At 67.7% G+C, this 12,171-nt stretch carries 12 protein-coding genes; 9 read left to right on the top strand and 3 right to left on the bottom strand.

The genetic code is table 11. From position 1 onward, the window contains the following. From MUO23_06920 to MUO23_06910, 3 genes are all read right to left on the bottom strand, one after another. Positions 1–1,146 (bottom strand): DUF87 domain-containing protein (locus tag MUO23_06920; protein ID MCJ7512688.1); only part of this gene is annotated, 1,146 nt, incomplete at its 3' end. 52 nt (positions 1,147–1,198) lie between these two features. Beyond that, entirely contained in the window at positions 1,199–1,807 is a 609-nt protein-coding gene (locus MUO23_06915) for a hypothetical protein (GenBank protein MCJ7512687.1), read from the bottom strand. Between the two features lie 14 nt (positions 1,808–1,821). Beyond that, a complete protein-coding gene (locus tag MUO23_06910; protein ID MCJ7512686.1) occupies positions 1,822–3,003 on the bottom strand; it encodes a DNA double-strand break repair nuclease NurA in 1,182 nt (393 codons plus the stop codon). A gap of 235 nt (positions 3,004–3,238) precedes the next feature. Between MUO23_06910 and MUO23_06905 the strand changes: the two genes are divergently transcribed. The 9 genes from MUO23_06905 to MUO23_06865 all read left to right on the top strand — a co-directional run. Further along, positions 3,239–3,424 (top strand): hypothetical protein, encoded by a 186-nt coding sequence (locus MUO23_06905; GenBank protein ID MCJ7512685.1) that lies wholly within the window; start codon positions 3,239–3,241, stop codon positions 3,422–3,424. After that, complete coding sequence (locus tag MUO23_06900; GenBank protein ID MCJ7512684.1) at positions 3,421–4,170, top strand: hypothetical protein; 750 nt, start codon at positions 3,421–3,423, stop codon at positions 4,168–4,170. The genes MUO23_06905 and MUO23_06900 overlap by 4 nt, the downstream gene beginning before the upstream one ends. Continuing rightward, positions 4,167–4,796, top strand: a complete 630-nt coding sequence (locus tag MUO23_06895) for a hypothetical protein (protein ID MCJ7512683.1) — start codon at positions 4,167–4,169, stop codon at positions 4,794–4,796. Before MUO23_06900 ends, MUO23_06895 begins: the two co-directional genes overlap by 4 nt. 2 nt (positions 4,797–4,798) lie before the next feature. After that, positions 4,799–6,835 (top strand): zinc ribbon domain-containing protein, encoded by a 2,037-nt coding sequence (locus tag MUO23_06890; protein ID MCJ7512682.1) that lies wholly within the window; start codon positions 4,799–4,801, stop codon positions 6,833–6,835. Then, positions 6,832–7,569 carry a hypothetical protein gene (locus MUO23_06885; GenBank protein MCJ7512681.1) on the top strand — a complete coding sequence of 246 codons (738 nt, stop codon included), beginning with the start codon at positions 6,832–6,834 and terminating at the stop codon, positions 7,567–7,569. Before MUO23_06890 ends, MUO23_06885 begins: the two co-directional genes overlap by 4 nt. Then, positions 7,566–9,317 (top strand): glutamate mutase L, encoded by a 1,752-nt coding sequence (locus tag MUO23_06880; GenBank protein MCJ7512680.1) that lies wholly within the window; start codon positions 7,566–7,568, stop codon positions 9,315–9,317. The genes MUO23_06885 and MUO23_06880 overlap by 4 nt, the downstream gene beginning before the upstream one ends. 45 nt (positions 9,318–9,362) lie before the next feature. Further along, positions 9,363–10,424: a hypothetical protein gene (locus MUO23_06875; protein ID MCJ7512679.1), complete on the top strand. Its 1,062-nt coding sequence runs from the start codon at positions 9,363–9,365 to the stop codon at positions 10,422–10,424. A 42-nt stretch (positions 10,425–10,466) separates the two neighbouring features. Continuing rightward, complete coding sequence (locus MUO23_06870) at positions 10,467–11,009, top strand: hypothetical protein (GenBank protein MCJ7512678.1); 543 nt, start codon at positions 10,467–10,469, stop codon at positions 11,007–11,009. Between the two features lie 90 nt (positions 11,010–11,099). After that, the coding region (locus MUO23_06865) for an ATP-binding protein (GenBank protein ID MCJ7512677.1) at positions 11,100–12,171 on the top strand (1,072 nt) is incomplete at its 3' end.

Below are 12,171 nucleotides of genomic sequence, written 5' to 3'. Positions count from 1 at the left end.
GACAAAGATGTAAGCCGCCAGTTCGTTGCCGTAGTTGCCGAACTCGAGCACGACGCTGGCTTTCTTGTTGAGGTACTGGAAGATCTGCTCGACGATGTCCTGGCCGACCTGGCTGTTGACGAACCCCATGCGGGGGAAGAATGCCTGGAATCGGCGCTGAATGGCGTCGAGCGTCCCCTCCATGATGCGCCCGCTCTCGACCAGAGCCTGGAGTTCCCCCTCGGCGTCCTCTTCTTCCAGCAGCTTGGCCACCCAGCCGGCGCCGAGCTTGCGCCGTAGGTAGTACAGGGCGTTGCGCTGCACGTCGCTCAAGCCCATCAGGCCGGTGAGCATCTCGACGTCTTCGGGTTCGATCCGGTCGAAGGCGATTCCGAACTCGCCGTCGATCTTGCTGCCGCGCGCCCGGGAGGTCTTGATGTCCAGCGTGATCGTCACCACCTGCCCGCCGGTGAACAGCTGGCGCAGGCCCTTGAATTCGCGTCCGGCCTCGTCCTTGACGGCCCAGCCGTAGTCGTTGTGCATGTCGAAGATCAGCGCCGATGCCTGGCCCGATCTGACAATCCCAGCCAGCAGGATGCGGGTGATGAAGGACTTCCCCGTGCCGCTCTTGCCGAACACGCCCGAAGAACGCTCGACGAAGCGCGCTAGATCCAGGTTGACATGCACGTTCTCCATGTCGAGTGGCGTTCCCAGGAACAGGTGCTTCTCATCCTCGGCGCCGAAGACCCGCTCGACATCCTCGGCGGTGGCTTCGGTGACCTGAGAGAAGTGGGAGGGGATGGTCTTGATCGGCCGCGGCTGATCGTCCTCCGGGTCGAGCATCAGCATCGGGCTGACGTGCAGCGTGCCGTAGGCGACGGCCCGCCCATAGACTTCGGTCGAGAAGGCGTCGGACGGATCCGGCGGCTGATGCGGCAGATTGGGATTGGTGGCGGCCAGAGCGATGTCGGTCACCAGCCCGAAGAAGCGCCGGCCGCTCTTGCCCTCCACCACGACATAGCGCCCGACGGCCAGACGTTCGATGGACAGGCGCGGATCGAGGCGGACCTGAAGCCCCTCCGACAGCGACCCGCCGACGACCAGGCCGAGTGGGATCTCGCTCGGGCGGGGTGCGAAGACCCCATCGAGGCGGGAGGACTCGCTCATCGCTCGACCTCCCGCGGGCCCGCGCATGGGCGCGGCTGGAGTGGCGTCGGCATCATGCCTCACCTCCCGCCTGCAGGTCCCGCAGCAGGCGCTCGAGACGGCCGAGGTCCTGCCCGAGCAGGCGAGCGCACTCCTGTCCAGCCTGAAGCAGGAACGCCCGCCGCTCGTCCTTGGGCCGCGCCTGGGCTGCCTGGCGCAGAGCCGCAGCCACCACCTGATCCGCCGGCACCTCCGGCGTGGCCAGCGCCATCGGAAGGAAATCGAGGCGCTGGGTGAAGGTGCGCACCTCCGCCGCATCGAGGGACGTGATCTCCGCCAGGGTGATGGGCGGTTGCGGCGGCAGCGCCTGGATGTAGGCGCCGTGGCGGCGATAGCCGACCGCCAGCGCCTGGATTTCGATCGGGATCGGGCGGTTGTACTGGTTGTCCGCCTGCTGTTCCGGCAGGGGTGCATCGGCCGCCGCCAGCTGCCGGGCGAGCTCGTCATCCTCGATGCTGATGTCGTAGATCAGGCCGATCACGGAGGTCTCGCCCCCCTGGGCGGGCGCCTGACACCAGCCGCCGAATGTGGGTAGGTCCGGCTGGCGCAGCCGGATGCCGCCGACGAATCCCTGAATGCTGCAGCGCGTCACCCGTCCGATCACCGTCTGCTTCTCGGTCATGCCTGCCGCCCTCCCTACAGCCGGTGCCGCCGGCGTGCGGCCGTCCAGCGCTTGGTCGTCGACTTCTGGGAGATCCTGGGTTCAATCCCTTGCCGCAGCAGCGCGCTGGCGATCAGCGACTCCAGCGCTTTCCGGTCTTCCTGGGTGACCACGGCCAGCTCATGGGCCCGGACCAGCACGTACGGAATCCCGGTCAGGCGGCATTCTTCGAGAATCCCGGCGTGCACCCAGCCGAGCCGGATCGGATCGTCGGCAACCCAGGCCGGCACCTCGACGCGGGCGATCTGACCGTCGTAGCCGGTGTTCAAGTAGAAGAAGTGCACGCCGTGGCCATGGCTCTCGAAGCCGGCATTCAACGGAGAGACCACCGAGAACAGCGCGCTGCGGTGGCCTTCCGGCAGAAGGGCATGCATCAGATCGCGGTCCACCAGATTGGGGAAGCGGCGGATGCGGGCGGTCTCAGGATTGACCTGTCCCTCCGGCAGCATACACAGCTCAACCAGCCGCATCAGGTTGGTGCCCCGCGGCCGGTCAATGAATCCGGCCAGAGCAGCATCCGAAGAACGCAGGCGGGTGAGTTCCTCGAGGTATCGGGCCAGGAGTTCATCGACCTCCTGGGGGCGGTGAACGATCTCCTGGATAGCGATCCACAGCAGCAGCCCGTTGTCCAACAGCGCCAGGGTCGGTTCCGGGCGGGTTTGGTCGGCGAGCTGCGCCAGTTCGGCCATCTCGGCGACGTCTCGCAGTCCGTTCACCAGGCCGGGGTCGATCGCCTCTCCCTGGGAGGTGGTCAGCTCGGTCTCCCGGAAGAACAGCCGGGGCTGGCTGCTGACCACGGGCGGCTCGCCGCTGCCGTGGGTAAGACGCAAACTGCCGACGTTCACCAGGGAGAACTGGGCCGCCGCGTGGCGGTCGGGGTATACCTGAGAACCATCGGCGCCGATGGCGTGCCAGCGCGGCGGCAGGGGCGGCGGAGGGTGGCTGACCTGCCAGCGTTCTGGGCCAGGGGCCGCGCCTCGCCAGCGATCGCCGGCTTGCTGGATGCGCTGCAGGACGAGATCGCTTTCGAGCTCGGCCGCCTGCCGCAAGGCGGACTGGGCTTGGGGCACCGAGGCGGCGCGTTCGGACTGCCGCCGGGCGGTTTCTTCCCCGAGTTGGTTCACCTGCGAGAGGAGTTTCGCTAGGTCCAGACTCACGCTGCCAGCCTCGAACACGCGTGCTGGATTATAGCGCGCCCCATCCCGGTCCCTCGAGCCAGGGTCGGCCGCCGAGCCCGCCCGTCAGCCGAAGAAGTGGCCGCTGCCGCCGAGCTTGCGCCAGGGGTACGGCGAGTGGCCTGGGCCGGGTCGTTATGCTATACTGCGCGCGATGGACCCTGTTTCGCCTCTGATGCCCACCTGGTTGCGGTGGCTGCACCAGACGGGCGGGGGGATGACCGCCGCGGCCGTTCTCGAGGCGGTATCTCCCCTTGCGCCCGTTGGCGCTCAGGTGCTCTATCTCCTCCAACCGATCTGCGGACGTTCCACCGCCATGGCCAACACTGCTCATCTGCTGGAGGATCGTGAGGCGCTGGCGCGCGCCATCGCCGAGTTGGAGAAGCCGGAGCACGGACGATGACGATGGTGGGCGGGCTTGGGCTGTTCGTGCTCGTGGCATTCGCCTTCCTGATGGTCACCTTGGCGTTGGTCGAGCGTCGTTGGCCTGCCCGCTTCCGGCCGATTCCCGCCTTCGATGCCCTGGGCGTGGCCACCGAACGGGCGGTCGAGGCAGGCGAGCGGGTGCATTTCTCGTTGGGGACCGGCACCCTGCTCGGGGGAGAGACGGGGCCGGCGCTGGCGGGACTGTCGATGCTCAACCGGGTGGCCGAGGCCGCAACCATGAGTGACCGGCCGCCGGTGGTGACGGCCGCCGATGGCGCCCTGGTCATCCTGGCGCAGGACAGCATCCGCGCCGCCTACCGCCGGGCGCGGGCGGTCGATCGCTACCATGCCAGTTCCGGAAGACTGGTGGGTGCCACGCCGCTGTCCTACGCGGCGGGTATCCCGGCTGTGCTCAACGATGAAGATGCGTCGGTGCATCTGATGGTGGGAGGCTACGGTGTGGAGGGAGCGCTGGTGGCGGATGTCGGACAGCGCAAGCAGGCCTTCACCCTCGGCGGCACCCAAGATGTGCAGTCGCAGGCGCTGCTATTCGCCACGGCCGAGAATCCTTTGGTGGGTGAAGACGTCTTCGCCGGCGGCGCCTACTTGAACGTCGGACTGATGCACCGCGGCAGCCTGCGGACGCAGGATCTGGTGCGGGTTCTGATCGTCACCGTTGTCCTGGTTGGCACGTTGCTCAAGACCTTCGGGGTCATCCCTTGAGAAGCGCCTCAACCATCTTGCTGGCGGCGGTCGCTGGACTGGCCGGGGCGCTCGTCCTGGCTTCGTACTTCCTTGACCTGCCCTACCTGGGCGAGGCAAGCCAGTGGTTGAAGCGGACGGCGGTGTTGCTGAGCGCGGCTGCTCTCCTGGTCGGCCTGCTGAACCTGATCGGGATCCACCTGGGGAAGATCGGAGGCCAGCAGAAGGGCTGGGCCTACAGTGCGCTCTTGGTCGTCATGCTGGTCGTGACCTTTGCCCTCGGGATGCTTTTTGGGGTGGACAACCGCGCCGTGGTTTCGCTGTTCCGCTACGTCCAGTTACCGGTCGAGGCGACGATGGTCGCCCTGCTGGCCGTCAGCCTGACGGCCGCAGGCTACCGGCTGATCGCCCGCCGACCCAACCCGTTCAACCTGGTTTTCGTTGTCTCGGCCGTCGTGTTCATCCTCGGCACTGTCCCCTGGTTCATCTTGCCCGGGCTGGCGGAGCCCTTCGGGATTCTGCGAACCTGGTTGGCGGAGGTGTGGGCGGTAGGCGGGGCGCGTGGCCTGCTGCTGGGCGTGGCACTTGGATCGATTACGGCGGGCCTGCGGGTGCTGCTGGCCGCTGATCGGCCCTACGGAGATTGAGCTTGGCCGATCTTCGCTGCCCCAACTGCGGACATCTCAACGCTCCGGACACAGTCGCCTGTGACGAGTGCGGCTTCCGGCTCTCGCCCGAGGCTGTGCCGCCGGGCGAGGTGCCGGGTTGGCTCGCAAGCATCCGGCGGGAGACGGAGGGCGAGGCTCCGCAGGCCCCGCCCCCACAGCCGAGCACCGATTGGCTCTCACAACTCCGCGGCGCCGATGCCTCCTGGCAGAAAGGACCCCCAGCCGGGGATCCGCCGAGCTGGGTGCAGGAGGCGGGTCTGACCGACGGGACCTCGGCTGACGCCCGAGAAACCCCCGGCAGCCAGCCGGCGGGGAGCGAGGCCGATGGCGTCCCGGATTGGCTGGCGCGGATTCGTGAGCTCCAGGCGGAGCAGGCCTCGGGGAGCGATCTGCCGCTTGGCGTTCCCGATCTCCCGGAGTCTTCAGCCTCTCACCTGCAGGAGCCGGAGTCTCGACCGCTGCCGCCTCTGCAACTGCCGGACCTTGAGGACACGGACAGCGGGGTGTTCTACCCGCCGGGGAGCCCGAGGGCCGGCCGCCCGACGCTGGGGCTGCGGGAAGCAGGCCCGCCGTCCAGCGGAGTCTCCCCCGCTGACAGCGGACAGGCCCGCGGGGCATCGGGGGAGGGCCAGACTCCCAACTGGTTGGGCCAGCTGGAGGCGGAGGCAACCGGTTCGTCCCCGAGTGGGAGGGGAATGCCGCACGTTCCTGCCTTGATGAGGGCCGAGGACCTTTCCGGCCCCCAGCTGCCCGGAGACGACTTCTCGGCCGAGGCCCTCTCCCTGCCGGAGTGGCTTGGCCAACTGGGGTCGGAAGCGGCGGCTGAGGCGGCCGTCGAAGGCAAGCCGGACCTGGCGCCGGCCACGCTGCCTGCATGGCTCGAAGCCATGCGTCCCGTGGATGCGTTCCGCTCCTCGGTCGAAATCGGCCCGGAGGAAGAACAGGTCGTCGAGGCGGCTGGCCCGCTGGCCGGTCTGCGCGGCGTGCTTCTGGCGGAGCCGGTGGTCGCGATCCCGCGCACGGCAAGCGCGGCCCCGGCGATGCTCGAGGTCACCGAGCGTCAGTACGCCCAGGCCGAACTGATGCACCGCCTGGTGGAAGAAGAGCAGCGGGAGGTGTCCCCAGCCGGGCCGCGCCGCCGCCGGGTGCCGATCGTGCGCTGGCTGGTGGCCGGGGTCCTGCTGGCGGCAGCCGCCCTGCCGACCGTGCTGGGAATCCCGACCTTCCCGCTGCCGGCGACCGTCCCGCTTGAGCTCGATCCACTGGTCAACCTGATTGCGGCTGCTCCGGTCAACCGGCCATCGCTGGTGGTGTTCGATTATGAGCCGGGGAATGCCGCGGAGATGCAGGCGGTTGCTGAGCCGATGTTCGATCAGATGATGCAGCAGGGGATGGCGATCACGGCCCTCTCGACGCGGGCTGCGGGTGCCATGATGGCCGATCAGATGCTGACGACGATCGGCGTCAACTACGGGTACAGCAGCGGACAAGGCTACGTCAATCTAGGGTACCTGCCTGGGGGATCCACCGGCATCCAGCTGTGGTGCCAGAACCCGTTGGCAGTGCCTGTCAGCGGCTACGCTCTGCCCACCGCGCCGGACGGGACGCAACTGAAGTCGCCGTGGCAGGTGCCGATGCTGGCCGGCGTCGATGAACTGGCAGACTTCGGGATGGTGACGGTGATCAGCGCCAACGCCGAGAGCGCCCGCAGCTGGATCGAGCAAGCCACGCCTTGGCTGGGTGCCACACCGCTGGTGGTCGTCATCACAACCGGCGCCGATCCGGTGATCCGGCCGTACTATGAAGCCCCGAACCCGCAGGTAGATGGCATGCTGTCCGGCCTGCCGGCCGCCCTTTCCTATTCGATGCGCGTCGGCCGGCCTGGGGCCGCATTTGGCCTGTGGAATGCCTTCGGCTTGACCTCCTGGGCGGCGGCTGTGTTGATGGTCCTGGGCAGCGTTCCGGCCTTTGTCGCCTGGGTCGAAACCTTGCGCAAGGCGCGAGCTCCCCAGCGATGACCGACATAGCGGCCATGCTGGACAGCCTGATTGGCCCGCTTGTGGCCGGGCTGCTGACGCTCATGGTCCTGAGCTACCTGATCGGTGACAATCCGCTCTTTCGCATTGCAGCCTACCTATTCATCGGAGTGGCTTCCGGATACGCCGGGGCGATTGCCATCCGCAGCGTGCTGTGGCCAGGTTTGATCGACCCGGTGCTGCAGGCGGGCGCCGGCGGGCTGTTGGATTTGGACTTGATCGTGGGCGTATTGGTCCCCGGCGCGCTGGTGGTGCTCCTACTGTTCAAACTCTCGCCGGGGTCCTCCCGCCTCGGCAGCTTGCCGGTGGCGCTGCTGGTGGGTGTGGCGGCGGCGGTAGTCGTCGGGGGCGCGATCACCGGAACGCTGCTGCCGCAGTCGGCGGCGGCCATTCAAACCCTGAACCCGACCGCCGTGGCGCCGCGGACGGGGGAGGCCGGGATCGAGCGGCTAGCGAACGTCGTCATCGTGTTGGCCGGTACACTCCTGACGCTGGCCAGCTTCCGCTTCACCCAGCGCAAGGCTTCCGGCCTCTCAGTCACCGGCTCGATGGGCAGCTGGCAGCGCGGGGTGCGGCTAGCCGGCGGGGCGTTCATCGCCATCACCTTCGGCGTGATGTTCGGCGGCGCCATCCTGGCGGCCGTCGTCGTGCTGGCGCAGCGGGTCCAGTTTCTGTGGGGCACCATACTCGGACTGATAGGCCAGGTCGTGGGATGAACACGGGCGTTGAAGCCGAGACCATGCTGGCGATCGACGTGGGCAGCGTGAACACCCGCGCCAGCTTGTTCGACGTCGTCGATGGACGCTTCCGCCTGGTCGCCACAGGACGGGCGGCGACGACGGCGGCGGCTCCGCTGCTCGACATCAGCGAGGGCGTGCGGCAGGCGATTGACCAGATCCAGTCAGTCACTGGGCGCCCGCTGGTCGACGAGAGTGAAAACCTAATCATGCCGGCCAGCAGCAGCGGGGCAGGGGTCGACATGTTTGTGGCCACAGCCTCGGCCGGCCCCAAGGTTCGGGCGGTCTTGGTCGGGATGATGCCCGGCGTTTCGATGCAGAGCCTGCGCCGCCTAGCTGACGCTTCGTATGTTGAAATCGTGGGCGAAGTCCTGCTGACCGATCGCCGCCGCGAGGAAGAGCGGATCGATTTGATCCGCAGCGCCCGGCCGGATCTGGTGCTGATGGCCGGGGGAACCGACCGCGGGGCGGGGCAGAGCGTGCTGCGCATTGCCGAGTCGATCGGGCTGGCCCTTGGCATGAGCCAAGACGAGGATCGGCCGCAGGTGGTCTTCGCCGGCAACCGCCTGCTCGGCCAGGCCATCACCGAGGTCTTCGGCCCAGGGGTTCCGGTCTTGCATGCGCCGAACATCCGTCCGAGCTTGGAGGTCGAGGACCTGTCGCCGGCCCGGCAGCGTGTCTCCGAGGCCATTGCCGAACTGCGCTCTTCCCGCATCAATGGTCTCGAGGAACTGCGGCAGTGGTCGGGAGGCCACATGCTGCTGACCGCCGATGGATTCGGGCGAGTGCTGCGCTACCTGGGGCACATCTACGACCCGCGACGGGGTGTCCTCGGCGTCGATGTCGGAGCCAGTCACGTCACGCTGGCTGCCTCCTTTGGTGGTTCGTTGCACATGACCGTGCGGACTGACCTCGGGTTGGGGGCCTCGCTGCCCGGCCTGCTGCGGCATGCCGATCTGGAGGACATCCAGCGCTGGCTGCCGGTGGAAATGCCGCTGGGCCGGGTGCGGGATTATATCTACAACAAGAGCCTGCGCCCGGGGACAGTGCCGGCCGAGAAGGATGAGCTGCACCTCGAGTTTGCCTTGGCCCGCGAGCTTCTGCGGGTGGCCCTTGTTCTCGGGCGGCCCTCCTGGCCGAAGGCGGTCAACCGAACCGGTTTCCTGCCGCCGATGGAGCGGATTGTCGCCAGCGGCGGGGTGCTGTCGCGTACCCCCCGGCCAGGCTATGCCGCTCTTGCGCTGCTGGACGCCCTGCAGCCGACCGGCGTCGTCACGATGGTCCTCGACCCCTACAACCTGGCGCCCAGTCTGGGGGCTGCCATGAGCACCCTGCCGATGGCCAGCGTCCAGGTGCTAGAGTCCGGGAGCTTCGTCAGCCTGGGAACGGTGGTCTCCCCGGTCGGCCGGGCAAAAGTCGGACGGCCAATCCTGCATCTGCGTTTGGAGCGGGACGATGGCGAGGTCACCGAGGGGGTGATTCGCTACGGCCAGCTGACGGTTGTGCCGATGGGGCCCTCCCTGCACGGGCGTTTGATGCTCCGCCCGGAACGGGGCTTCGATGTCGGCTTCGGCGGCCCGGGCAAAGCCGGAACGCTGCGGGTATTTGGCAGCTCACTCGGGCTCGTTGTCGATGCTCGCGGCCGGCCACTGCCGTTGCCCCGCGATCCGGAACGGCGGCGGGATCTAAATCACAAGTGGCTGTGGGACATAGGGGCGGTGGAATGACCCGGCCTGGTATGGGTCTTGCAACGAGGCAGGCGGACGGCTGAGATGTCGGAGATCCTTGCGCTTGTCTCCCATGTGATACCGATGGCCCTGATCCGGCGGGAACGCCAGTTGCCGGCGCCAGGGACTGTGATTGCGCGCCTGAACGAGAAGGTGCTTGCCAGCGATGTAATCGCCGAGGGCGAGCTGGCGCCGTCCCATGTCTTCCTCGATCTGGTCCGAGCACTTGGGGTTCACGAGAGAGACGTGGCACGCTATTTGCTCCATCAGGCGGGAGACCGCCTAGAAGCCGGCGAGCTGATCGCCGGTCCGGCCGGGGTCGGTCGGCGCACGGTGCGTGCTCCGGCCCCGGGGAGGATTGTCACCTTCCATCGCGGCCGGCTGCTGTATGAGGTGCGGGGCAAACCGATTGGCCTGCGAGCGGGATTTCCGGGGATGATCATCGGCACCGACGGAACACGCAGCGTGACTCTCGAGACGCCGGGGGCTCTGGTGCAGGGTATCTGGGGCAACGGGCGGCAGGAGTTCGCTATGCTGCGCACGGTCGGAGGCGCCGGCGAGAGCATCCGCTCCGATCAACTCGATATCAACCTGCGGGGTGCCCTGCTGATCGGGGGCATCCTCAACCAGGCAGGCCCCCTACAGCAGATGACCCAGCTCACCGTCCGCGGTCTGGTGGTGGGCTCGGCCACGTTCGATCTGGTGGCCCAGCTGATGCGGATGCCGTTTCCGGTCGTGCTGACCGAGGGCTTCGGGGAGATCCCGATGAACAGCGCCGCCTACGGTCTACTGACGACCAGCGCCGGCCGTGAGGCTGCGATCGACGCCCGTATGGGAGACGCCTTCAGTCAGCAGCGGCCGGAGATCATCATTCCCCTGCCGGCCACGCGCAAGAGCGAGCTGCCGGAGGAAGTGGTGGCGCTGACGCCGGGGACTCGAGTCCGGGTCCTGCGGCCGCCTTATGCCGGTGCGGTCGGCGCCATTCGTGATTTGCCGACGAAGGCAGTAGACTATCCGAGCGGACTACTGGCGCGAAGCGCGCTAGTGGAGCTGGAGGGAACCGGCACCCGCAGCGTCCCGCTAGCGAACCTGGAAGTGATTCAGTAGCGAGTATCCGCCGAGAGGCCGACACAGCAAGGAGAGGCGACGATGACCGATGACTTTGACATTGGTGCACCTCCCCCTGAGGAGGGAAGCTCGAACCGGACGTTCGTCGTCGCCGTAGGCGGCATCGGCGCGCTGCTCGTGTTGAGCATGGTGTGTCTGGGCGTGTACGCCCTGGTGATCGCCCCCAGCCAGCGCCAGAATCGAGAGGCCGAGGCTACGCAGATCGTGCTCGAGAACACCCGCGTGGCCGCCTCCTTCACTCAGACCGCGGCTGCCGCCCGGCCGACGCTGGTGCCAACCCAGGCGCCTCCGACCCGGACGCCGACCTCGACCATTACCCCGACTGCGGTTGTGGCCGTGGCGACCAACACTCCGGTGGTGGCCCTGGCGACGGTCGATCCTGCCCTGGCCACGGCGGCTGCCAAGGCGACGCTGAGCGCGCTGCAGGCTACCGGCACGCCAACGGCTCTGCCCTCGACCGGTTTTGCCGACGAAGTCGGCCTACCCGGCCTGCTGGTGATGGGCGGGGCCCTGGCGGTTGTGATCGTCCTGGCCCGACGCCTGCGCACCCGGAGGGTTGTATAGCCTACCTGTCCCGTTCCGACGGATGGATCGCAGCCCGTTGGGCAGGGTCTGACAGCCTCGGACCCTGCCCGTGTGTTTGGAGAAACCTGCATGCAAGAGCTGCCCTTCCCCTCACTCTCCCAGCAGATCCTGCAGGATCTCGCCGGCGGAAACTGTGCGGCGGTCACGGGCCTGAGCAACACCGGGAAGACGACCTTGATGCAGGCCCTGGCCAGCCCGCCGGCCGCCCGCCTGTACCGTCAAGCGGCTCGGCGCGAGGCGGGGCTGGTGTTCGTCGACTGCAATCGAGCCGTTGCCATCACCCCGCAAGCCTTCTACGAGATCGTGCTGCGATCCCTGCTCGAATATCTCACCCCGGCCGGCCCGCCCGAATTGGCGGCATCGATCCGGGACTACCACTTCTCGGTCACCGACGCTGAGACTGCCTTTCAGGCCTCCCTGTCCTTCAACCTGGCCCTGACCGAGGCCTGCGCCGGACTGGCCAAAGATCTGTGTCTGCTGATCGATGAATTCGATGAGCTATACATGACCCTCGATGATCGGGCGCTACTCAACCTGCGCGCCCTGCGCGATCGCTTCCCCCAGCAGCTGATGTTCGTGACGGCGACGCTGCGCAGCCTGTCCAGTCTGCGGGGTGTGGTCCTGGAGGACGAGTTCGCCGAGATGTTCTCGCGCTCGACGCACAGCATGCAGCCTTTGACTCAGGACGAAGGGCTGGCGCTATTGCGCGACCTGAAGCTGCTCGACCTGACGCCGGAGAGAGCACTCACGGCCTGGGGCGTCTCCGGAGGCCATCCGGGGATGTTGATCGCCGCCGGCCTGGCGCTAGCGGATGAGCCCGGGGTAGCAGGAAGCCCGCCGGGCGAACACGTGATCCGCCACCCGGCGGCGCGGGCTGAATGCTTGAAGATCTGGAACCAGCTCACGCCCGGGGAGCAGGCCGACTTGGCGGCGCGGGTAGTCGAGGCCGCCGTTGCGGGTGGCGCTCCACCCTCGCCGGAGACGGAGGACTTGGGGCTGCTCTCCGAAGGGAAGGTGCGTTCGGAGCTGCTGGCAGCCTTTGTCCGTCTGCGGGGTCACGCGGGGGAAGGCCGCGCCCCCGGGATCCGCATCGATCCGGATTCAGGGGAAGTGTCGGTTGATGGCGTGCGGGTGCCGGTGT

Source organism: Anaerolineales bacterium (genome assembly GCA_022866145.1).
GTDB lineage: Bacteria > Chloroflexota > Anaerolineae > Anaerolineales > E44-bin32 > PFL42.
This window is presented reverse-complemented; position numbering and strand designations above follow the sequence as displayed.